20 protein-coding genes are annotated in these 22,385 nt (G+C 71.0%); 6 read left to right on the top strand and 14 right to left on the bottom strand.

What is annotated here, in order from left to right; all coding sequences use genetic code 11:
• Positions 1 to 184 precede the first annotated feature (184 nt).
• Together BW730_RS09050 and BW730_RS09045 are read right to left on the bottom strand one after the other, a co-directional pair.
• On the bottom strand, positions 185 to 997 hold the full coding sequence (locus BW730_RS09050; RefSeq protein ID WP_077685953.1) for a hypothetical protein: 813 nt from the start codon (positions 995 to 997) through the stop codon (positions 185 to 187).
• Positions 998 to 2,716 (bottom strand): NAD-dependent malic enzyme, encoded by a 1,719-nt coding sequence (locus BW730_RS09045; RefSeq protein WP_077685952.1) that lies wholly within the window; start codon positions 2,714 to 2,716, stop codon positions 998 to 1,000.
• 118 nt (positions 2,717 to 2,834) lie between these two features.
• Here BW730_RS09045 and BW730_RS09040 point away from each other — a divergent pair, with 118 nt between their 5' ends.
• Together BW730_RS09040 and BW730_RS09035 are read left to right on the top strand one after the other, a co-directional pair.
• Complete coding sequence (locus BW730_RS09040; RefSeq protein ID WP_226997171.1) at positions 2,835 to 3,863, top strand: Dyp-type peroxidase; 1,029 nt, start codon at positions 2,835 to 2,837, stop codon at positions 3,861 to 3,863.
• Complete coding sequence (locus BW730_RS09035) at positions 3,863 to 4,657, top strand: family 1 encapsulin nanocompartment shell protein (RefSeq protein WP_077685950.1); 795 nt, start codon at positions 3,863 to 3,865, stop codon at positions 4,655 to 4,657. The genes BW730_RS09040 and BW730_RS09035 overlap by 1 nt, the downstream gene beginning before the upstream one ends.
• Here BW730_RS09035 and BW730_RS09030 read toward each other — a convergent pair.
• Genes BW730_RS09030 through BW730_RS09020 form a run of 3 tightly spaced genes read right to left on the bottom strand, consistent with a single transcriptional unit; the run spans position 4,624 to position 7,654 of the window.
• Positions 4,624 to 5,652: a hypothetical protein gene (locus BW730_RS09030; RefSeq protein WP_077685949.1), complete on the bottom strand. Its 1,029-nt coding sequence runs from the start codon at positions 5,650 to 5,652 to the stop codon at positions 4,624 to 4,626. The two genes, BW730_RS09035 and BW730_RS09030, sit on opposite strands and share 34 nt — an antisense overlap.
• The gene (locus BW730_RS09025) at positions 5,649 to 6,671 is read right to left on the bottom strand and encodes a hypothetical protein (protein WP_077685948.1); all 1,023 of its coding nucleotides are present in this window, start codon (positions 6,669 to 6,671) and stop codon (positions 5,649 to 5,651) included. The genes BW730_RS09030 and BW730_RS09025 overlap by 4 nt, the downstream gene beginning before the upstream one ends.
• 26 nt (positions 6,672 to 6,697) lie before the next feature.
• Positions 6,698 to 7,654: a glutathione S-transferase family protein gene (locus tag BW730_RS09020; protein ID WP_077685947.1), complete on the bottom strand. Its 957-nt coding sequence runs from the start codon at positions 7,652 to 7,654 to the stop codon at positions 6,698 to 6,700.
• A 60-nt stretch (positions 7,655 to 7,714) separates the two neighbouring features.
• Between BW730_RS09020 and BW730_RS19290 the strand changes: the two genes are divergently transcribed.
• Both BW730_RS19290 and BW730_RS09015 read left to right on the top strand, forming a co-directional pair.
• Entirely contained in the window at positions 7,715 to 8,056 is a 342-nt protein-coding gene (locus tag BW730_RS19290) for a hypothetical protein (protein ID WP_226997170.1), read from the top strand.
• Positions 8,041 to 9,720, top strand: a complete 1,680-nt coding sequence (locus BW730_RS09015; RefSeq protein WP_226997169.1) for an ABC transporter ATP-binding protein — start codon at positions 8,041 to 8,043, stop codon at positions 9,718 to 9,720. The genes BW730_RS19290 and BW730_RS09015 overlap by 16 nt, the downstream gene beginning before the upstream one ends.
• Positions 9,721 to 9,724: 4 nt before the next feature.
• On the opposite strand, the gene BW730_RS09010 is transcribed toward BW730_RS09015, so the two are convergent.
• The 9 genes from BW730_RS09010 to BW730_RS08975 all read right to left on the bottom strand — a co-directional run bounded on the left by BW730_RS09010 (position 9,725) and on the right by BW730_RS08975 (position 18,655).
• Entirely contained in the window at positions 9,725 to 10,564 is an 840-nt protein-coding gene (locus BW730_RS09010) for a hypothetical protein (RefSeq protein WP_077685946.1), read from the bottom strand.
• Positions 10,561 to 11,565 carry a hypothetical protein gene (locus tag BW730_RS09005; protein WP_077685945.1) on the bottom strand — a complete coding sequence of 335 codons (1,005 nt, stop codon included), beginning with the start codon at positions 11,563 to 11,565 and terminating at the stop codon, positions 10,561 to 10,563. The genes BW730_RS09010 and BW730_RS09005 overlap by 4 nt, the downstream gene beginning before the upstream one ends.
• A gap of 21 nt (positions 11,566 to 11,586) precedes the next feature.
• The gene (locus BW730_RS09000) at positions 11,587 to 12,417 is read right to left on the bottom strand and encodes a hypothetical protein (RefSeq protein ID WP_077685944.1); all 831 of its coding nucleotides are present in this window, start codon (positions 12,415 to 12,417) and stop codon (positions 11,587 to 11,589) included.
• 31 nt (positions 12,418 to 12,448) lie between these two features.
• Positions 12,449 to 13,414 carry a hypothetical protein gene (locus BW730_RS08995; protein WP_077685943.1) on the bottom strand — a complete coding sequence of 322 codons (966 nt, stop codon included), beginning with the start codon at positions 13,412 to 13,414 and terminating at the stop codon, positions 12,449 to 12,451.
• 9 nt (positions 13,415 to 13,423) lie between these two features.
• A complete protein-coding gene (locus tag BW730_RS20500; RefSeq protein WP_471248208.1) occupies positions 13,424 to 13,987 on the bottom strand; it encodes a hypothetical protein in 564 nt (187 codons plus the stop codon).
• The gene (locus tag BW730_RS08990; protein ID WP_471248207.1) at positions 13,888 to 15,171 is read right to left on the bottom strand and encodes a DEAD/DEAH box helicase; all 1,284 of its coding nucleotides are present in this window, start codon (positions 15,169 to 15,171) and stop codon (positions 13,888 to 13,890) included. The genes BW730_RS20500 and BW730_RS08990 overlap by 100 nt, the downstream gene beginning before the upstream one ends.
• An 84-nt stretch (positions 15,172 to 15,255) precedes the next feature.
• Positions 15,256 to 16,104, bottom strand: coding sequence for a hypothetical protein (locus BW730_RS08985; protein WP_077685942.1), 849 nt, complete (start codon positions 16,102 to 16,104; stop codon positions 15,256 to 15,258).
• A 62-nt stretch (positions 16,105 to 16,166) separates the two neighbouring features.
• On the bottom strand, positions 16,167 to 16,835 hold the full coding sequence (locus BW730_RS08980) for an exonuclease domain-containing protein (protein ID WP_077685941.1): 669 nt from the start codon (positions 16,833 to 16,835) through the stop codon (positions 16,167 to 16,169).
• A complete protein-coding gene (locus tag BW730_RS08975) occupies positions 16,832 to 18,655 on the bottom strand; it encodes a DUF294 nucleotidyltransferase-like domain-containing protein (protein WP_077685940.1) in 1,824 nt (607 codons plus the stop codon). Before BW730_RS08975 ends, BW730_RS08980 begins: the two co-directional genes overlap by 4 nt.
• Before the next feature lie 40 nt (positions 18,656 to 18,695).
• Here BW730_RS08975 and BW730_RS08970 point away from each other — a divergent pair, with 40 nt between their 5' ends.
• Together BW730_RS08970 and BW730_RS08965 are read left to right on the top strand one after the other, a co-directional pair.
• Positions 18,696 to 19,211: an NUDIX hydrolase gene (locus tag BW730_RS08970; protein ID WP_226997168.1), complete on the top strand. Its 516-nt coding sequence runs from the start codon at positions 18,696 to 18,698 to the stop codon at positions 19,209 to 19,211.
• Between the two features lie 100 nt (positions 19,212 to 19,311).
• Positions 19,312 to 22,278 (top strand): glycoside hydrolase family 2 TIM barrel-domain containing protein, encoded by a 2,967-nt coding sequence (locus BW730_RS08965; protein ID WP_193432373.1) that lies wholly within the window; start codon positions 19,312 to 19,314, stop codon positions 22,276 to 22,278.
• Positions 22,279 to 22,385: the final 107 nt, after the last annotated feature.

Genomic DNA, 22,385 nt, shown 5'->3' with positions numbered 1-22,385 from the left:
CGGCCACCACGTGCGTCCTCACTCCGCCGCCGTCCTCGCCGATCACCACGATCCGGCACCCCGCGAGGCTCGCCAGCCGCGTCTCGAGGTGCAGCCGAGCCCAGACGGGGCCGCTGTCGAACGGATCGCTCACCGTTACGCCACTAGGGGAAGGATCATCGGCCAAGGGTAACCACCGACCGACTCACGGCAGGCGCGGCAGCGCCCGCGGCGGGGGAGCAGGAAGGTAGTAGAGGCCCAGCGACACGAGGATCCGGCCGACCTGATCGAGGGCCGCCTCCCGCTCGGGGGCGCTGGTCGCGCGCTCCGCGAGCGAGGCGGCCTTCGCGGCGCGACTCGCCCTGCCGCGGAACTCCGCGGGGACGTGGTCCAGGCCGACGAGTTCGGCGTGCGCCCTCGCGGTGGCGAACGTGAGCCGCACCAGCGCCGCCAGTTCCGCACGTTCCCCGGCCGGCGCGGCGACGGGCAGGTCTTGCCAGGCCAGCAGCGCACGGTCGAACTCGTAGGTGGTGGCGACCGTCGAGTCGAAGAGGGCGCTGTTGGTGATGTGGTAGGTCAGGTCCGTCAGAAGCCGCGCGTATTCGTCGGCGACCTCGTCGACGATGCGGCTGGAGCGGTCGCTGACCGGCAACCGCCGGATCTCGGCGGCGGCCTCGCGTGGCCGGACGTCGCGGCCCTTGCCGAGGTCGACCTCGGGGGCGAGCAGCGGACGCCAACGGATGCCCGGCAGCAGCACCGCGCGGCGCACCTGCAGCCCGTGCGGCAGGGCCAGCGTTGACGGGGTGGCGAACCGAGGCGCGTCGACGCGGCCGCTCCAGCGTTCCCCGCCGCGCTCCGCGTGGAAGCGCACCGAGTACAGCCGCGAGCCGCTGAGCCGTGCCCGGGGGGTCTCGACGGTGGCGAGCATGAAGCCGTCGTCGGCGAGCAGCACCAGCGAGGCGTCACCGATCGAGGCGAGGTCGGCCTCGGGGGAGACGTCGTCGAAGCTGTCCGCCACTCAGTCCTCGAAGATCAGTTCGGGGTAGGCCGCGATCCACATCGCGTCGAACATCTGGTCGACCGGGTTGGTCAGCGGTCGCGCCGCCACGCCGTCGGCCTCCGCCGCCGCCGCGACCCTCAGCGCGACGGTCCCCGACACCCGGCGCAGGTCCTCGACGCTCGGCAGCAGCGAGTCGCCAGGCTTCTGCACCAGCGACAGCGCGGCGACGGCCTCGGCTGAGGCGGCGATCATCGCGTCGGTGACGCGGCTCGCACGACACAGCCCGACCCCAAGGCCGATGCCCGGGAACACGAGGGCGTTGTTGGCCTGGGCGATCGTGTAGGCAACGCCGTGGTAGCTGACCGGGGCGAACGGTGAGCCGGTGGCGATCATGGCCCTGCCATCGGTCCAGGCGATCAGGTCGGACGGGACCGCCTCCGCCAGCGACGTCGGGTTCGACAGCGGCAGGATCAGCGGCCTGGCGACGTGCGAGCCCATGTCCTTGACGATGGCCTCGGTGAACGAGCCCGGCTGCCCGGAGGTGCCGACCAGGACCGTCGGGTGCACGTTGCGCACGATGTCGGCGAGCATGTAGTGCCCGGGCCGGTCGACCTCCCAGTCGGCCAGTTCGCCGATGCCGCGGGCATAGGGCCGCTGGAAGTCGCGGAACTTCTGGGTGGCGTCGTCGGTGACCAGCCCTCGGCTGCTCGTCACCCAGAACCGGGCGCGGGCCTCATCCCGGGTCAGGCCCTCCTTCGCCATGAGGTCGATCAGCAGGTCGGCGATCCCGACTCCCGCGGTGCCACCGCCGTGGATCACGAAGCTCTGGTCGGCGAGCCGTTCGTGCTTGGCCTTCACACCGGCGAGGATCGCGCTCGCCACCACGGCCGCGGTGCCCTGGATGTCGTCGTTGAAGGTGCAGATCTCGCCGCGGTACTTCTGCAGGAGTCGGTGCGCGTTGTTTGCCCCGAAGTCCTCCCAGTGCAGCATCGCGTGCGGGAACACCTTGACGGCGGTCCGCACGAAGTGGTCGACGAACTGGTCGTAGCGTTCACCCCGGACGCGGCCGTGTCGCTCACCCATGTACAACTCGTCGTTGAGGAGGCGCAGGTTGTCGGTGCCGACGTCGAGCACGATCGGCAGGATCCGGTCGGGGTCGATCCCCGCCGCCGCCGTATAGACGGACTTCTTGCCCGTGCAGATCTGGATGCCGCCGACCCCCTGGTCGCCGATCCCGAGGATCCCCTCCGAGTCGGTGACGATCAGCAGATCGATCTCGTTCGGGTCCAGGCCGCAGTTCTGCAGCGACTCCTCGATGGAGTCCGGCTGATCCACAGAAAGGAAGATCCCGTTGACAGCCTGGTACCAGAGCGAGAAGCCCTTGATCGCCTCGCCGATCGTCGGGGTGTAGACGATCGGCATCATCTCCGCGAGGTGGTCGCTGAGCAGCCGGTAGAAGAGGATGGTGTTGCGCTCCCGGAGCGCCTGCAGGTAGGCGAACCGCTCCAGCGAGGTCTCAGCGAGCCGGAACCTCTCGTAGGCCCGGCGCAACTGGGCCTCGAGCGGGGTCACGTTGGTGGGAAGCAGGCCCACGAGTTCGAGCTTCTGTCGCTCCTCGAGGGTGAAGGCGGTGCCTCGGTTGATGCGGGGATTGCGCAACACCGCGCGCCCCCTTGCGTTGATCTTGACCCGCGAACCGTGTCCGCCGGGAAGAACCTCGTACTGGCGCTTGGGCATGGCGCCAGCCTATCGACGGGCGGGCGCGCACGGGCGCTTTCGACCCCGGACTCCCCGAGTTTCGCAGGTTGTCAGGGTTGCGAGGCGCACCAGCCGGGAGCGCGTTAGGGTGGGAGACGTGGCAACGACTCCCCAGGCAGAAGAGTGGACGCTATCGCAGGCGGCCATGTTCATCACGGCGACCCTGAACGAGGGTGGGGAAGAGGCGGCCTATGACGCCATCGCCAACCTGACGGGGCTGCACCGCTCGGTCAGCTTCCGCGCCCCGTCGCGCGACCTGATCCTTCGGGTGGGCATCGGCTCCGACGCGTGGGACCGGCTCTTCGCAGGCCCCCGGCCCGCCGGCCTGCACCCGTTCATCGCCCTCGACGGCGGCGTCCACCAGGCGCCCTCAACTCCGGGCGACTTCCTGCTGCACCTGCGGGCGGGGACCCTCGACATGTGCTTCGAGTTGGCGGGCAGGATCCTGGACAGCTTCCAGGGCACCCTCACGGTCGTGGACGAGGTGCACGGGTTCCGCTTCTTCGACAGCAGGGACCTCCTCGGCTTCGTCGACGGTTCCGAGAACCCGAGCGGCGCCGCCGCCGACCGGTGGACGACCGTCGGCGACGAGGATCAACGGTTCGCGGGCGGCAACTACGTGATCATCCAGAAGTATGTGCACGACATGTCGGCCTGGAACGCGCTCACCGTCGAGCAGCAGGAGTTGGTGATCGGTCGGAGGAAGACCGACAACATCGAACTGCCGGACGACCAGAAGCCGGTCGACGCGCACATCGTCGTCAACACCGTCGAGGACGCCGCGGGGGAGCAGCAGCAGATCGTTCGCCTCAACATGCCATTCGGCGAGCTCGGCAAGGGCGAGTACGGCACCTTCTTCATCGGCTACTCGCGGACCCCCGAGGTCACCGAGACCATGCTGGAGAGGATGTTCATCGGCGAACCGCCGGGCAACACCGACCGGCTCCTCGACTTCTCGACGGCCGAGACCGGCTGCCTGTTCTTCACCCCCACCGACGAGTTCCTCGACGACCCCTTCCCGTTCGTCGGGCCGAGCGTCACCATCGCAGATGAACCCACCCCCACCGCGCCTGCCGCAACCGGCGACGGGGCGCTCACGATCGGCAGCCTGAAAGGAATGAACTGATGAACAACCTGTACCGCGAGCTCGCTCCCGTCACCTCGTCCGCATGGGCGCAGATCGAGGAGGAGGCCGCGCGCACCTTCAAGCGGCACATCGCGGGGCGCCGCGTCGTCGACGTCAACGGCCCATTCGGCCCGGAGACGGCCTCGACCAACACCGGCCACCTGAACCCCACCGATCCGCCCTCGGACGGCATCGAGGCGAACCTGCGCGTCACGCAGCCCATGGTGCGGCTGCGGGTGCCGTTCACCGTTACCCGCGAGGACATCGACAACTGCGAGCGCGGCGGCCAGGACTCCGACTGGGACCCGGTCAAGGAGGCCGCGAAGAAGCTGGCCTTCGCTGAGGACCGCGCCATCTTCGAGGGCTACGAGTCGGCAGGCATCGAAGGCATCCGGGCGAGCTGCTCGAACACGCCCTTGAAGCTGCCGAAGGAGGCCATCGACATCCCGGACGTGATCGCGCGCGCCATCACCGAACTGCGGCTCGCGGGCGTCCAAGGCCCCTACAGCGTGCTGCTGTCGGCCGACGTCTACACGCTGGTCGCGGAGACCTCCGATCACGGGTACCCGATCCTGGAGCACATCCAGCGGCTCGTCGACGGGTCCATCATCTGGGCGCCGGCGATCGACGGGGCGTTCGTGCTGACCACCCGCGGCGGCGACTTCGACCTGCAACTCGGCAGCGACGTGGAGATCGGCTACATCACCCACGACCTCGCGTCGGTGACGCTGTACCTGCAGGAGACCTTCACCTTCCTCGACTACACGTCGGAGGCTGCCGTCTCGCTCGACTGAGCAGGGCCCGTCGTCAACTGGCGGCGAGCGGTCGCGGGCGCTGGCAGGTAGTGCAGCGCCAGCGACTCGAGGATCCTGACGACCTGGGCGAGCGCGGCCTCGCGCTCACCGTCCGACGTGGCGCGACGCGCCAGGCGTGCCGCCTTCGACGCGCGCCGCGCATCCTCGACGGCGCCCAGCGGCAGGTGCGCCATCCCGAGGGTCTCCGCGTTGTCCCGTGCGACGGCGAACGCGATCTCCAGGTCGGCGGCAAGAGTGTCGTACTCGTCGATCGTGAGAGAGCCGGGGTCGACGTCGGATCGCACCAGCGTCACCTCGAAGGCGCTCGTGGCGGGGGAGGCCGCGTCGAAGAGGGCCGGATTCTCGATCCGGTAGACGATGTCGTCGCGCAGGTCGACGTAGCCGGTGCGCACCGCGTCGATCCGCGCCGCGATCGCCTCCCGGCGCTGGGTCTCGGTGCGCGCGTCAGGTCGCTCGCCCAGGCTGCGGGCGGTGGCGTACTCGACGACGTTGCTCCCGTCGATCCTCAGGTCGCCCGCGGTGAGGATCCGTGTCGGCTGCCTGCGACGCAGCAGGTGCCAGGTGAGGGCGCCCGCCACCGCTGCGAGCGGGATCGCGAGCGCCGCGATCACCGTCACCCCGGTGAGCAGTGCAAGGGTGATCACCAGGAGCGCGACGACCGCGGTGATGGGCCCTCGCGCGGCAAGTCCGTGCCCGGACTTCGCCCATTCGACGGGCGGCAGGATGATGAAGTCGTTGCGCACTTCGCCGAGCCTCTTGCTCAGCCGTTCGGTGAGTTGTCCGTCGTCGATGGTGAAGGTGCGGACGCTGTCGAGGTTGCTGACGGGGGCCAGGCGCACGGTGCTGGTGCTCCCGTCGAACACCGTGAGCGACAACACGATCGGCGGCCGATCCTCGGGGATCGCGAGCAGCGACATTCCCGCCACCGCGCGGGCCTGCACCGTGGCTGGCATCGTCGCGAAGAACCTGGTCATCGCCGCTCCTCCTGCGACAGGCGCCCGGGCAGCGCGAGGATCCGGCGCCCCTCGACCATCTGGGCGGCCTCCTTGGGGCTTGGGAGGTAATACAGCGCCAGGTCGGACAGGATGGCGGCGACCTGCCGCAGTGCGGTGCTGCGCTCCGCGGGGGACCTCGTCGATGTGGCGAGGCGGGCCGCCTTCAGCGCGCGCTGCGCATCGGGGACCGCGGCCTCCGGCAGGTGCCGCATGCCGATCGTCTCCGCGTTGGCCCTCGCGGTGTCGAACGCGACCCGCACCTCGCCGGCCAGCGCACCGATCTCCGACGCGTCGAGGTCCTCGCCTCGCCCGTCCCACCTGATCAGCGCCAGGGTGAGCCGCTTGGCTGCCGCGTCGGCCGGGTCGAACAGCGCCGGGTGCTCGATCCGGTAGCAGATGTCGGACAGCAGCGCCCCGTACTCCTCCTTGACGGCGTCCACGCTCGCGGCCGCCGCGACCGCGGCGGGGCGGGCGCTGAGTAGCGCGTCGAGCGGGTAGACGCCCTGGGCCGTGCGGTAGGACAGCCTCACCGAGGGGCGCAGCCGCGCCCGGACGATGGGGCCCGCGACCGCCGCCGTGACCAGCGCCACGACGAGGAGTGCCTTCGCCGTGTCGGGCAGCCCGCTGACCAGCACCAGCGTGACCAGGCCGAGCGCGACCAGCCCGACAAGCGCCGTCAGCGCCATCACGCGCAGCAGGTGCCTGGTCTGCGTCGAGCCGCGCGGCAGCGCGTAGGCCCGAACGGGCCGCGACTTCAGGTGCGTCAGGGCGAAGTCGCCCAACTCCAGGTCAAGGGGCGCCGCCTGCACATAGGTCGGGTCGACCCGGTCGCCGCGGCTGAGGCGCACCTTGGTGGTGGCCTCGTCGCGGGCGAGCAGTTCGAGCACCGTCACGCTGCCGTCCTCCGACTCCAGGACGACGGGCGAGTCGAGCCCCGACAGCGGCGTCTGGAACCGGACGGGGGCAAGGCTGAGCGGGGGTGGGGCTGGCGTCGGCATCGCGGAAAGGATACGACGGTGGGGTCTCAGCCCCTGCCCGACGGCGTCGTCCAGCCGCTCAGGTCGGGTCCCTTCGGCACGATCCCGAGCGGGTTCAGGTCGGTGTGGACCTTGTAGTAGTGGTCCTTGATCTGCTCGAAGTTGACGTTGTTGCCGAAGCCGGGCGTCTGGAACAGGTCACGGGCGTAGCCCCACAGGTTGGGCATCTCCGTCAGCTTGTTCCTGTTGCACTTGAAGTGGCCGTGGTAGACGGGGTCGAAGCGCACCAGCGTCGTGAACAGCCGCACGTCGGCCTCCGTGATGGCATCGCCCATCAGGAAGCGGTTGCCGTCGAGGCGCTCCTCGAGCCAGTCGAGCGCCGTGAACAGCCGGTCGTAGCCCGCGTCGTAGGACTCCTGGGAGCCGGCGAAGCCGCACCGGTACACGCCGTTGTTGACCTCGGTGTAGATCCGCTTCATCACCGCCTCCATCTCCTCGAGCTTGTCCGCCGGCCACAGGTCGGGCGCGCCCTCCTTGTGGAAGTCCTTCCACTCGTGGAAGAGGTCCTTGGTGATCTGCGGGAAGTCGTTGGTGACGACCTCGCCGGTGCGCTCGTCGACCAGCGCGGGCACCGTGATGCCGCGCGGGTAGTCGGGGTCGCGCTTGAGGTAGGCATCCTTCAGCTTGGGGATGCCGAGCACCGGGTCGACGCCGCCTGGGTCGAGGTCGAACGTCCACGAGTCTGCGTCGTGCGTCGGGCCGGGGTTGCCCATCGAGATGACGTCCTGCAACCCCAGGAGGTCGCGGTCGATGATGGCGCGGTTCGCCCAGGGGCAGGCATATGCGGCGATCATCCGGTAGCGGCCCGGCTCGACCGGGTAGTCGCCGCTCTCCGGATCTGGGTCCTTGACGATGCGGGTCTCGATATAGCGGGAGTCGCGGTTGTACTCCTGGCCCTTGACGGAGTAGATGCCGCCCTTGCCATGTTCTTCGGAATCGCTCATGTCGCCACGCTACCCGCCGCGGCGACCCCACGCCGCCTGCACGGCACTAGGGTGAGGCTCATGTCGGTTGGCAGGATGGGTGGCGGAGGCCACGGGTTCAGGGGCGTCGACGAGGACGCCCAGCGCAAGATCAACGCTGAGGCACCACGGATCGCCAACCTGCGGGGGCGCATCGTCGCCCTCTTCCGGCCCTATCTCGGCAAGATCGTCGTCACCGGGCTGATCGTGATCGTCGGCGCGGCGCTCGCCGTCATCCCGCCGCTGATCGTGCAGCGCGTCTTCGACGACGCCCTGTTCCCTGCCTCGGGCGGTCCGAACCTCGGCCTGCTCGGCAGGTTGGTGGCGATCATGATCGGCCTGTACCTGACGTCGTCAGCGCTCGGGTGGTGCAGACCTGGCTGACCAGTTCCGTCGGCAACCGCGTCACGGGCGACCTGAGGGTGAGGCTGTTTGAGCACCTGCAGGCCATGGAACTTGGCTTCTTCACCCGCACCAAGACCGGCGTCATCCAGTCGCGCCTCCAGAACGACGTCGGAGCCGTGTCAGGGGTGCTGACCAACACCGTCACCAGCATCCTCGGCAACGTCGTCACGGTCGCCTCCGCGCTGGTCGCCATGGTCCTGATCGACTGGCGCCTCACCCTGATCGCCGTGGTGCTGATGCCGATCCTGGTGTTCATCCAGCGCCGCGTCGGCCAGGTCCGCGCGAAGATCGCCGCCCAGACGCAGGAGTCGCTTTCGGAACTGACGTCGATCACGCAGGAGACCCTCAGCGTGTCGGGCATCCTGCTGTCGAAGGCGTTCAACAGGCAGCGCACCGAGTCGGCCAGGTACCAGAAGGAGAACGGCAACCAGATCGCGCTGCAGGTCAAGCGGGCGATGAGCGGCCAGGGCTTCTTCGCGGTGGTGCAGGTCATCATGGCCAGCATCCCCGCAGTCATCTACCTGGTCGCCGGCTATCTGATCGAGGGCGGCCTCGGCACCATCACCGCCGGCACCATCGTCGCCTTCACGACGGTGCAGGCCCGGCTGCTCCAGCCGCTGATGGGCCTGATGCGCGTCGCGCTCGACCTACAGACCTCGGGGGCAATCTTCGCCCGCATCTTCGAGTACCTCGACATGACCCCGGCGATCGCGGACGCGCCAGACGCGATCGATGTGACGCAGGGGCCCGGGCCGATGGGGCGCGTGGAGTTCCGCGACGTCTGCTTCCGCTATCCGGACGCCGCCCCGGAGACGCGCCCGACGCTGATCGACGTCACGTTCGCGGCCGAGCCGGGGCAGCACGTCGCGTTCGTCGGCCCGTCCGGCGCGGGCAAGTCGACCGTGCTGTACCTGGCGCCCCGCCTGTACGAGGCGAGCGAGGGGGCGGTGCTGTTCGCGGGCACCGACGTGCGGCGGCTCACGCAGGAGTCGATCATCGACCACGTCGGGATCGTGTCCCAGGAGACCTACCTGTTCCACGCCACCATCCGCGAGAACCTGCTCTACGCCAAGCCCGACGCGACGCAGGCGGAGATCGAGGCGGCATGCACGGCAGCGAACATCCACCACATCATCACCGGCTTCGAGCACGGCTACGAGACGGTGGTGGGCGAGCGCGGCTACCGGCTCTCCGGCGGCGAGAAGCAGCGGATCGCGATCGCCCGGGTGCTGCTGAAGGACCCGCCCGTGCTGCTGCTGGACGAGGCGACCAGCGCGCTCGACACCGTCTCGGAGCGGGTGGTGCAGGAGGCCCTCGACAACGTCGCGGAGGGCCGCACCACGTTGACGATCGCCCACCGGCTCTCGACGGTGGTCGGCGCCGACGTCATCCACGTGCTGGAGGCCGGGCGGATCGTCGAGACGGGAACCCACCAGGAACTGCTCGCCCTCGGCGGGCTCTACGCCTCGCTCGCCGCGCAGCAGATGGAGGCCGCCAAGATCGAGGGCATCGAGCCGAAGGCCTACCCGGAACGCCGCGCCGACAAGGCACCAAGCCCCGAATCGCGCGACGTGTTCGCGGGCTCGGCGGGCTTCGCGATGGTCGTCCAGCAGCAGGACCCGTCCTGGCCGCCGCTCGGCTGAGCGCTCAGCGCCCCAACTGGCCCCGGGCGACGTCGGGCAGGTAGTAGAGCGCCAGCGAGGACAGGATCCGGTTGACCTGCTCCCAGGCCGCGTCCCGCTCGCCGGGGGTGCCGGCGTTGGATGCCAAGCGGGCCGCGCTCGCGGCCCTTCGCCCCTCAGCCCGCACGGCCTCCGGCAGGTGCCCGAGCCCCGTGGTCTCGGCGTGCGCCCGCGCCGTGTCGAACGTGACCTTGACGGCGGCCGCCAACCGGACGACCTCGGGTGCAGGCGTCGCGTCGGTGACGTCGGCCCAGATGGCCAACGCCCGCTCGAACTGGTCGGTGGTCGGCACCGCATGGTCGAAGAGCGCGGAGTTCTCGATCCGGTAGGCCACGTCGCTCAGCATCCGGCCGTACATGGCCCGGACGTCGGCGACCCGGGCGACCGCGGCGTCGCGCGCCGCATCGGCAGAGGGCAGCAGGTCGACGACCTGCCGGGGCCGGAACCGCTCGCCGTCGATCAGGATCTGCGGTTCGTTCTGGACCGGCTTGGCCTCCTCCGTCAGGAAGGCCCTGGAGAGCCGCAGCCCGCGCTCGAGGCCGAGCGAACCGATCGTCGCGAACCCGGCGACGGTGCGCACCCGGTAACGGAAGTACGGGCCCGAGTCGCGCCACGTCGCCGCGAGCCACCGGACGCGCTGGGGGTCGCCCTCCTGCCACGTCCTGAGCGTGAAGATGTCATCGCCCGCAAGGGCGAGCACCAAGCGGTTGGTGAGGTGGCGCACCTCAGCGTCGAGGCCCACGGGGCGCAACCCGGGAAGCGATCGGAGGCTCTCCGGCTGGGAGGGGGTGAGGTCGAGGTTCACGGCGCGGGCTCGATTTCCTTGGGGGCGGCCAGCAGTTGCGGGGCGGCCGGGTCGAGGCTCGGCAGGTAGTACAGCGCGAGCGAACGCAGCAGATCGGCCGCCTTGGTCGCGGCGGCCAGGCGCTCGGCGGGGTTGGTCGCCGCCATCGCCATCGCGGTGGCGCCGTGCGCGCGGCGGGCCGTGTCCTGCGCCGTCTCCGGCAGGTGCGCGAAGCCCTCCGCCTCCGCGGCCTCACGCGCCGCGTCGAAGGACTCCTCGACCTCCGTGGCGAGGCTTGAGGCGTCGGGGCTATCGGGATCCCAGGCGATCAGCGCAATCTCGAAGCGCTGCGTCGCGGGGGAGGCCCCGTCGAACAGGGCCGAGTTCTCGATCCGGTACGCGACATCCGTCCTGAGCTTGCCGTAGGCCTCCCTCACCAGGGTCACCCGGTCGGTCGGCGTCAGGCTCTCGGCGTCCGGGTCAACGGCCGAGGGCGGCAGCATCGCGAACACCTCGGCGGGCGGGATGGTTCGCCCGCCCTCGACGACGTATGCCTGGCCGACTGCCTTGCGGTCGCGCTTCTTGCGGCCTTGAAGCTTGAGGCCGACGAAGCCCGCGATCAGCGGGAAGGTCCACTGCGCGAAGACGAACTGCCGCGAGACGACGGCCGCCACGAGTGCCGCGACGATCAGCAGCACCCAGACGAAGTTCCATTGGGGGTGGGCACCGAACTTCCACTTCAGGCCGGGAACCTCCGCGGCGGTCCATGGCCGGACGTCCGCGTGGGCGAGGACCACCTCGCCGAGCGTCATGCCCGGCTCGACGGTGGGCGACGCGGCCCCCGCGACGGTCGAGCGCTTGGTGGTGTCGGTGATGGCAACCTTGACTCCGTGCGGGCGGCGCAGCAGGTGCGCATAGACGACGGTGCTCGTCCCGTCGGGGCCGAGCCCGCCCACGGCGACCTTCTTGCCCACGAGCGACCCGACGGGTGCGTTCAACGCGACGCGCGGCCAGGACTCCATTCCTCGAGGCTACCCGTCGGGTCAGGCACGCCCGAGCCCGGGACGCCCGAGATCCGGGAGGTAGTAGAGCGACAGCGAGCCGAGGATCCGCACGACCTGGTCCTGGGCCGCGGCCCGCTCCGCCTCGGTCGCACCGTCGGTCGCGAGGCGTGCCGCTCCCGCCGCCCTGCGCGCGGCGTCGCGGGCCGTTGCGGGCAGGTGCGCCAACCCGAGTGTCTCGGCGTTGGCGCGGGCCGCGTCGAACGTGACGCGCACCAGCGAGGCCGCCGTGACGACGTCAGCCTCTGGCGTGTCATCGCTCACCTCCGCCCAGGCGGCCAGCGCGGCCTCGAACCGCGCGGTGAGCGGGACGGCCCCGTCGAACAGGGCCGAGTTCTCGATCCGGTAGGCGACGTCGGTGAGCATCCGGCCGTAGACGGCGCGGACGTCGGCGACCCTGGCAAGGGCGGCATCGCGGGCGGCGTCGGCCGGGGGCAGCAGCGCCGCGACCTGGCCGGGGGAGAGCCGTTGCCCGGCGACCTCGAACCGCGGGCCGCGGATGCCCCACGCCCACACGTCGGCCAGGTAGGCCCGTGTCAGCCGCAGGTCGCGTTGCAGGCCCAACGAGGCGACGGTCGCGAACTCCGGGACGCGGCGGCTCCTGCGCCGCGGGATGGGCCCGGAGTCGCGCCAGGTGATCGATACGACGCGATGTTCCCGGGCGCCGAAGATGAGCACCTCTTGGCGCTGCAGCGCGGCGACCAGCAGGTCGTCGGCGTCGCTCACCCCGAGCAGAAGCCCGCCGAGGATGTCGCCGACGGCGGCGTCAAGGCCGATCGGCCGCAAGCCGTCGACAGGCAGGGCGGGGTTCATCTGCGGGGCTCGATCTGGCGAGGCGGCGCGATCAACCCGGGGTCTCCGGGTCGACGCTCGGAAGGTAGTAGAGGGCCAGCGAACCGAGCAGGTCGGCGACCTTGCGTCCTGCGGCGACGCGTTCGGCGGGTGTGCCCGCCGCGAGCGCCGTCCGGGCAAGCGTGTGCGCCCGGCGGGCCGTGCCGCGCGCCGTCTCCGGGAGGTGGTCGAAGCCGAGCGCCTCCGCCTGCTCGCGCGCCTCGGCGAAGGAGCGCTCCACCTCGTCGGCGAGCGAGTCCGCTGAGGGGGAGTTCGGGTTCCAGCCGAGCAGCGCGACCTCGAGGCGCTCCGTGGCGGGGAAGGCGGCGTCGAAGAGGGCCGAGTTCTCGATCCGGTAGGCGATGTCGTCGCGCAGCCGCTCGTAGCTGCCGCGGACGAGCCGGACCCGGTCGGACGCCGAGACGATCTGGCCCCCGTCCACATCTGGGGGCGCGATCTGGGGGCGCACCTGGCTGGGCAGCAGGTCGCGACGCTCGGCGTCCAAGGCGACGGCGGGCAGGCCGGCGGTGGCGCTCGCCGCGCCGCGCAGCAGTCGCACCCCCGCGTACACGACAGCCGCCAGCAGCGCCGCGGCGAACGCGGCCCAGTCGCGCAGGAACAACACGATCGACACGGCAAGCAGGGTGACGAGCCAACTGGTGGTCGTCATGAACGGGCGGCTGCCGATGGGCCACCGGATGCCCGCGAGTCGCCCGGCGCTGGTCGCCGCGATGCCCGTGTGCGCCAGCAGCACCTCGCGCAGCGTGAGGTCGCCCTTCACCCTCACCGCGACGATGCCCGGCATCTCCACCCTGGTGGCGGTGTCGCTGATCGTGGCGCGGACCGCGCCGCGGGAACGCGCGAGGGAGACGTAGGCGAGGGTGCCGCGGCCGTCGGGCCCGGTGCCGTTCACCGCGATGGGCTGCCCCACCAACGACGCCACCGGCTCATCGAGCGGGACGGAGGGCAGGTGTGACATGGGGCGATGCTAGCTGCGCATCCAGCCGCGGATCGCCTTGACCCGCTCGTCGACTTCCTTCTGGCTGGCCTGCGCCAGCTTCGGGCCGCCGCATTCCCGGCGCAGGTCGGCGTGCACGTGGCTGTGCGGGATGCCCTTGATCCTGGCGTACTGCGCCACGAGCGAGTTGAGTTCCTTGCGCTTCGACTCGAGCGCCCTGTGCAGCGCGACCTCCGGCTCGGCCTTGCCGTCGTCGCGCTCCCGGCGGCGCAACTGGCGGCGCTGCCGTTCGGCGAGCAGCACGCTCACCTGGGCCGGCTCGAGAAGGCCGGGGAGGCCGAGATAGTCCGACTCGTCCTGCGAACTCGGCTCTGCGTGCATCCCGAAGGCCTGCGAGTCGAACAGGACGTGATCAAAGGTGGCCTGAGACTCGAGGGCCTCGTACTCGCCGAACAGGTCGTCGGAGGCGGTCTCGTCCCGGTTGGCCTGCTCGATCAGCGCCTCGGTCTCGGCCCAGATGTCGTCGGGGTTCTTCGGCTTGCCGAGCACGTGGTCGCGCTGCTTCTCCAGCGTCGCGGCGTGCGCGAGCAGCACGGGAACCGTGGGGAGGAACACCGTCGCGACCTCGCCCCTGCGGCGGCTGCGCACGAAGCGGCCGACCGCCTGCGCGAAGAACAGGGGGTGGAGGTCGCCGTCGCGTACACCCCGACGGCGAGCCGGGGCACGTCGACCCCCTCGGAGACCATCCGGACCGCCACCATCCAGCGCTCCTCCGAGGCCGAGAACTGGTCGATCCGTGCGGAGGCCTTGGAGTCGTCGGAGAGCACGACGCACGGCTTGGCGCCCGTCAGTTCGGTGAGGAGTCGCGCGTAGGCGCGCGCCGTCGTCTGGTTGGTGGCGATCACGAGGCCGCCCGCGTCGGGGACGTGGCGGCGCACCTCGGTGAGGCGCCGGTCGGCGGCCCGCAGCACCGCAGAGACCCATTCGCCCTGCGGGGCCAGGGCCGTGCGCCAGGCGGCTGAGGTGAGGTCCTTCGTCATGGGGACGCCCAGGTCGGCGGCCAGTTCCTCGCCGGACTTGGTCCGCCACCTCATCGGGCCGCCGTAGTTCATGAACAGCACCGGGCGCACGACGTGGTCGGCGAGGGCCTCGGCGTAGCCGTAGGTGTAGTCGGCCCTTGACTGCGAGACGCCGGGCGCGAGTTCGTCGTAGGCGACGAACGGGATCGGGTTGTCGTCCGAGCGGAACGGGGTGCCCGTCAGCGCGAGCCTGCGTTTGGCGTTGCCGAAGGCGTAGGTGACCGACTCGCCCCAGCTCTTGGAGTCGCCGGCGTGGTGGATCTCGTCGAAGATCACCAGGACGTCCTTCGAGACGCACAGCGCCTCGTAGACGTAGGACCGGGCGGCGACGCCCGCGTAGGTGACGGCCGAGCCGTCGTACTCCTTGGAGCGGCCCCTGCGCGAGGATCCGCCGGTTCCCGGGTCGAGTTGGATGCCGACGCGGGCGGCGGCGTCGGCCCACTGCACCTTCAGGTGTTCCGTGGGGGTCACCACCACGATCCGCCTGATCTCGCGGGTCTGAAGCAGCATCAGCGCGACGCGGAGCGCGAAGGTGGTCTTCCCTGCGCCCGGGGTCGCGACGCAGAGGAAATCGCGGGGCTGGTCGCGTTCGTACTGGCTGATGGCCTCCTGCTGCCAGGCGCGCAGGGACGACGCGGTGCCCCACGCGGCGCGTTGGGGGAATGCGGGGGAGAGGTTTTCCAGAGCGGAGGACGACATACGGCTGGTCACTTTAGCCACCGACCACGTCAAATCCCAAGGATGTCATTTCGTGGGACCGACTCGGACGGCCGCCCGGGTCGCTCAGCCGAAGTGCTGTGGGGCGCGCCGGGAGCCGAGGACGGAGCCGAGGGAACAGCCGATCAATGCCGCCGCGATGACGAGGGGGATCCCCAGCGATCCCGTCATGCCGATGCTCTGGAAGATCCGCGCAGAGAGCGGTCCCAACTGAGCTGCAGGGGCCGCGATGAGCAGGAACCCGCACAGCGCGACGATTGCGCCGGCGACGAATCCGCCTGCCGCGGACCAGCGGTGGGGGATCAGCGACGCACACAGGGCCACGACGGCGGCGAGCACGATCAACCCCGAGAGACCCTCCCCTCCCATCGTCACCAGGCGCTCCCGGTAGAAGGCGTTGCCCGTGTGGCACACCAGCCACACGCACACGACGGTAAGCAGGCCCGCAGCGGCGCACGGCAGCGTCGATCGGCCAGGGGCCGACCGTCGGCTGGGCGTCATGAACCCCAGGGTGACGAAGAGCGCCCCGAGCGTCGTCACCATCCCCATCGATGCCGTCATCAGGAGCCCGTTACCCGGGCCCAATGGGTCCCGTGCGAGCGCGAAGATGGCGCGCATCAGCGTGGAGGCGCCGGCGGGACTGAGCGGCGCGAACATCACGACGAGACCGATCAGGAGCAGCAGGCCACCCGTGACGACGACCCCGAGGCGCGAGAGGGCAATCGAGGCTCCGGCGGCGACGATCAGGAGGAGGCCGACCACCAGCAGTGCGATGTCGCCGAGCGAGGGGATCGGGTCGTAGCGTGCGTGCTGGTTGGCCACCCGGACGCCGCCCGTCAGGGCCAGCAAGAGCCCGACGGTGGTGGCACCGAGCGCCGCCGGGAGGCTCAGCGCTCTTCTCGTCAGATCGGTCATCGGTGCTCCTCGGCTGATGTCCGGGAAGCGTATCCGCGCGCCCGGTCACCCTCCTGCGCAGGTCACGCCCGCGCGGCGGCGCCGAGCGTCGTGAGGCGCAGTTCCTGGGCGAGCGCCAGGTACAACTCCGCGCACGCCAGGGCATCGGTGAGCGCGTCGTGGCCGCGGTAGCTCGGCAGTCCCGCCCGCGCCCGCAGCCGCCACAGTCGCGCCGCGTCGCGCGGCAGGTCCTCCGCGTCGCCGAGGGCGCGCAGGCCGAGCGCCATGGTGTCGATGCTGGGGATCGCGATGTCGACCCCGTAGAGGCGGCGCACCGCGGCCCGCAGGAAGCCGTCCTCGACGGCGACGTGGTGCGCGAGCAGCACCCGGCCCGCCAACGCGCCGAAGACCCGGTCGAGCGCCTCCTCGATCCCGACGCCCTCCGCGCGCACCTCGTCGTCGGTCAGTTGGTGGATGACGGCGGACTGCCCGACGTCGACGCCCTGGTCGACCAGGTAGCTCTCCGCCGTGCCGAATGGGATGCGCGTCCCGTCGACGGCGAGGGTCCCGACCGAGAGGATGTGGTCGGTGCGGGCGTCCAGGCCGGTTGTCTCGAGGTCGACGGCGAGCAGACGCGCATCCTCCAACCTGGTGCCGGGCGGCGCGACGGGTGCCTCGAGGAAGCGCCGCAGGCCGCCTTCGGGGACGCTGGTGGCCAGCGCGGCGTTCGAGCGGCGCCGGAAGAACCTCATGACATGAACTGGGTCTGGAACGACACCGCGACGCCCTGCTGGGCCCGACGCACGATCGCGAACGCCTCGCGCAGGTGGCGCCGCTCGAAGTCGGACAGGTCGTCGGGGTCGATGAAGTTGTTGGGCTCCCCTCCCGCCGCGACGAGGCGACCCTGGTGCCGGAGGCGCGTGTAGCCGAGGAACTCGTGCGCGTCCAACAGGTTGGCGACCTGGGCGCCGTGCTCGGCCGCGGCGATCAACCTCGGCCGGGTCCCGACCTGCGGAAGGCCCCAGCGCAGCGCGTACAGCCGGGCGACGTCCACGATCGGGGTGATCCCGCCCAGCTTGATGTCGAGCCTGTCGCGGTGCTCGCCCTGCTTCTCGACCACGAAGCCGCGCAGGAAGCCGATGGGTACCTCGATGTCGTTGGCGTGACTGGCGAGGTGCCCCAGGAAGCGCGTCGACCCCGGCGCGGCAGCCAGCACGCGACGGTGCAGGGCCGTGAATAGCGTCTGTTCGCCGTGGATGGGGCGCATGTCGAAGAAGATCGACGAGTTCAGCACGGCATCGGCGGTCGGCGAGGAGAGCCAGGCGCCGAACTCCTGGCCCCACCTGGTGACGCTCTGCCGCCACCTCGGGTTGGTCGCCATCGCGTCCCCGTCGCAGCGCGGGAAGCCGCACGCCTCGAGCGCGGCCGTCACCTCCTCCGCCAGTTCGGCGAAGTAGGGCTCGTGTTCGGGAAGCACCGCGTCGGAGACGAGGAAGGCGTGGTCCTGGTCGGAGCCGAGCGCCTGCTCCTGGCGGGCGAGTGACCCGAGCGCCACCCAGCAGTAGGGGACAGGGGGAGGGCCGAGGCGTTCCTCGGCGAGCGCCGCGATCCGCTGCCACAGCGCGCCGGTGGTGCGCGAGACGAGCTTGGTGATGTCCTCGGCGGTGGCGTCCTGGCGCAGCAACCGGGTGACCAGGCTCGGCATCCTGCCCATCACCTCCGCCAGCCCCGCGACGTCGTGCTGCCGGGCGAGGTCGCCTGCCAGGTACAGCGGGCTGGAGCGCTCCAGCCGCATCAGGTCGCCCGAGGTGACCATCCCGACGACCCGCTCGCCGTCGAGCACCGGCAGGTGGTGGATGGTGTTCTCGACGAGGCTGAGCAGCGCGTCCAGGGCGAGCGCGCCCGCGTCGATGGTGTGCGGCGTCGACGTCATCACCTCGGCGAGCGGCGTGTCGACCGGTTGCGCCATGGCCACCACCCTGCGCAGGTCCCGGTCGGTGAGGATGCCAGCGAGCCGGTCGCCCGACGTGACGATGATGGCCGAGATCCGTTCCCGGTCCATGGCGCGGGCCGCCTCGCCGACCGTCGCCGACGCGTCGATCGTGACGGGGGCGCGGGTCAGCATCTCCAGCACGGGCACCTGCAGAACCGGGGCGTCGTCCGGCAACGACTTGACGGCGTCGGAGAGCCGCGACTGCGTGAAGAACCGCAGCACCTCGGGGACCTGCACCAGCTCGGCGACCACGTCCGCGTCGAAGGACCACAGCAGGGTGTCCTCGATGGCCGTGAAGGTGAAGCGCGAGGGGCGCTGCTCGAGGATCGAGGCCTGCCCGAAGCAGGCCCCGGCCTCCTCGTGCGTGATCAGTTCGCCGTCCGGGTCGAGCACCTCGACGGCGCCCGAGCGGATCACGTGCAGCCGCTCAGGCGACGATCCGGCCGCCAGGATCACGGTGCCGCGCCGCACGTAGCTGCCGGAGGCGCGCCGCGCGAGGGCGGCGACCCTGCCGGGGGGCAGCAGCGACCAGGGTTCGCGGCCGGCCAGAAACTGCGTCGTCTCTGCGAGCTCGGACATGCCAGGAGCCTAGCGGCGCGCCCTGAGTAGCATCGGCCCCGTGACGGAACTCGGGCCGGAATGGACGGTGGGGGAGGACGGCGTGCCGTGGCGCCGCGCCGCCCGCGTGGTCGTGATCGCTCCGGGCCCCCGCGCCCTGCTCGCCACGTCCCACGACGTCGACGACCCTGGCCGCGCCTGGTGGTTCACCCTTGGCGGCGGCATCGAACCGGGAGAGTCGGCCCGCGAGGCCGCCGTCCGAGAGGTGCGGGAGGAGTCAGGCATCGACCTTGCCCCTCAGGGCCTTCTCGGGCCGGTCGCGACCCGCAGCGCGGTGCTTGACTTCGCGGCGGGCGACGTGCGCCAGGAGGAGGAGTACTACCTGGCGAGGCTCGGCTCGGAGCCCCCTGTCGCGCACTCGGGCTGGACGGAACTGGAGCGGGCCTCGATGGATCTGGTCTGCTGGGTCGACCCGGCGGTGCTCCGCTCTGGTGTCGAGGTGTTCCCGCCCGCTCTCGCGGACCTGATCGAGCGGCTGGCGGCGGGCTGGGACGGGTCCGTCGAGCGGCTCACCTGAGAGTTGGTTTAACGTATAGCCACGCGACGGGCGACCTCGGTAGGATGGCCGTGTTCCCACGTCCCGGCCCGCGAAGGCGCTCACCAAGGAGGATCCACCAGTGTCCGAAATCACCTCGTTCTCCCCCGGAGCCGGGCGCCGCGTCGCACCCCGCTCGCGGCTCGCCTCGGACGCCGCAGAGCTCGACCTGAGCGGCACCTGGCGGTTCCTGTTCTCCGGGCGTCCCGACCTCGCGCCCGCCGACGGGGCCGCCGTCGACCTCGACGACTCGGGCTGGGACGAGATCAAGGTGCCGAGCCACTGGGTGCTGCAGGGCCGCGAGGAGTGGGGCAGGCCGATCTACACCAACATCAACTACCCCTTCCCCGTCGAGCCGCCGTTCGTGCCCGACGAGAACCCCACCGGCGACTACCGGATCGCCTTCGACGTGCCCGAGGAGCGCGGCGAGCGGGTGCTGCTGCGCTTCGACGGCGTCGAGTCGCTCGCGATCGTCACCCTCAACGGCACCCAGGTCGGCGTCGTGCGGGGCAGTCGCCTCGCGCAGGAACTCGACGTCACCGACGAGATCCGCCCCGGTCGCAACGTGCTGCACGTGCGCGTGCACCAGTGGTCGGCCGCGACCTACCTGGAGGACCAGGACCAGTGGTGGCTGCCGGGCATCTTCCGCGAGGTGACGCTGCTCTTCCGCCCGGCCGACGGCATCGAGGACGTCTGGCTGCGCGCCGACTACGACCCGGCCACCGGGCAGGGCGTGCTGCTTCCCGAACTCCGCGCCGGGGCCTCGGGCTACCCGATCACCGTCTCGGTGCCCGAACTCGGCGTCGAGACCACCTTTGCCTCTCCCTCCGAGGTCGCGGCGATCCCCGTCGGCGAGGTCGCGCCCTGGAGCGCCGACCGGCCCCGCCGGTACGAGGCAACCGTGCGCAACGCGGCCGAGACCCGCAGCCTGCAGATCGGCTTCCGCCGCATCGAGGTCGTCGGGCACCAGTGGCGCGTCAACGGCCGCAAGCTCCGGCTGCGCGGCGTCAACCGGCACGAGTACGACCCAGACAACGGCCGCGTCTTCGACGCCGTCGCCGTGCGCGAGCAACTGCTGCTGATGAAGCGCGCAAACATCAACGCGATCCGCACGTCGCACTACCCGCCGCACCCCACCTTCTTCGACCTGACAGACGAGCTCGGCTTCTGGGTGATCGACGAGTGCGACCTGGAGACCCACGGCTTCCAGCGCGACGGCGGCTGGACCGAGAACCCGACCGACGACCCCCGCTGGCGCGAGGCGCTCCTCGACCGCATCGAGCGCACTGTCGAGCGCGACAAGAACCACCCGTCGATCGTGTCCTGGTCGCTCGGCAACGAGGCGGGCACCGGCCAGAACGCGGCCGCGATGGCCGCATGGGTGCACCGCCGTGACCCGGAGCGCCCGGTGCACTACGAGCCGGACTACGACGGCTTCTACACCGACATCGTCTCCCGGATGTACCCGCCGGTCGAACAGATGGAGGACATGGCGGCGGGCACCGGCACGCATCCGCACGCCGTCGCGGGGCGCAACGCCGAGCTCGCGAAGCGGCCCATGATCCTGTGCGAGTACGAGCACGCGATGGGCAACGGCGCGGGGGCGCTGGCTGAGTACGAGCGCGTCTTCGACACGCTTCCCCAGTGGCACGGCGGCTTCATCTGGGAGTGGCGCGACCACGGGCTGCGCACCACTACCCCGGAAGGCACCGAGTTCTTCGGCTATGGAGGCGACTTCGGCGAGGAGATCCACGACGGATCCTTCGTCTGCGACGGCCTGCTTCTCTCCGACGGCACCCCCACCCCGATGCTCGCCGAGTTCGCCGCCGTCACGACGCCCGTCAAGGTCACCATCGACGGCGGCTCGGTCACCGTCGAGAACCGCCGCCACGACGGCGACACCACCGACCTGCGCTTCGTGTGGCGCGACGAGCTCGACGGCCGCCAGATCGGCACCGGCGAGTTGACGGTGCCGGCCGTAGCGCCGGGGGAGAGCATCACGGTCTCGCTGCCCGGCTTCGAGCCCCACGACGGCGAACTGTGGCGCACCGTCGAGGCCGTCACCGCCTCTGACGCCGAATGGGCGGCGGCGGGCCACGTCGTGACCCGCGCCCAGACCCAGCTCGCGAAGGCCGCGCCGGCGCTGAGCGTCCCCGCAGACGACGTGACCCCGGTCGCACGGGACGGGGCGATCTCCTTCGGGCCCGCCACGTTCGACGCGTTCAGCGGCGACCTGGTGAGCATCGCGGGCGCCGAGGTAAAGGGCCCACGCCTGGAGCTGTGGCGCGCTCCGACCGAGAACGACTCGCTGAGCTCGTTCGCCTCCTATGTCGACGTCGAGGCGGTCGCCTCACGCGGCATGGGGTCGAAGACCCCCTCGTCGGCGGAACTGTGGCGCGCAGCCGGGCTCGACAGGCTCCACCGCCGCGTCCAGGCCGTCGAGGTCGAACCGGGCCGGCTCGTCGTCAGGCATCGCTACGCCCCGTCCGCGGCCCAGGAGGCGGTCGTCGTCGAACTGATCTGGACGCTGCGCGCCGGACGCCTGCACCTGGACGCCTCGGCGACGCCCTCGCGAGGATGGAAGGGCACCTGGCCGCGGATCGGCCTGCACCTCGAACTGCCCGCCGGGCTGGCCGAGGCGCGTTGGTTCGGCACCGGCCCGGACGAGAACTACGTCGACTCGCACGCCGCGGCCCACGTCGGCAGGTTCGAGGCGGGCGTCGATGAGTTGAGCGTCAACTACGCGGTCCCGCAGGAGAGCGGACATCGGGCGGGGCTGCGGGAACTGCACCTTCCCGAGATCGGCCTGGGCATCACCGCGACCCCGGTCGCTGGCGAGTTGCCTGGCTTCTCGCTCCGCGCGCACGACGCGGCCGAGGTGACCTCCGCCGCTCACCCGCACGAACTGCCCGACTCCTCGGCGACGCACCTGTACCTGGACGTGCAGCAGCACGGTCTCGGGTCGCGCTCCTGCGGCCCGGACGTGCGTCCCGAGTACCAGTTGCGGCCACGGGCAGCGGCCTGGTCGCTCACCTTCGACGTGCGGTGACGCCCCGGCACGTCCATTCCCACAACCCTCTGGTAATTAATCCCTCCTACGGGAGGTAGTATTAGCAGCACAGCGCCGTACCGTCCCCCTCGGGTCCGACTTGCCGG

The organism is Tessaracoccus aquimaris (assembly GCF_001997345.1).
Classification (GTDB): domain Bacteria; phylum Actinomycetota; class Actinomycetes; order Propionibacteriales; family Propionibacteriaceae; genus Arachnia; species Arachnia aquimaris.
The sequence above is the reverse complement of the archived record's forward strand: the minus strand, read 5'-3'. Positions and strand labels throughout refer to the sequence as shown.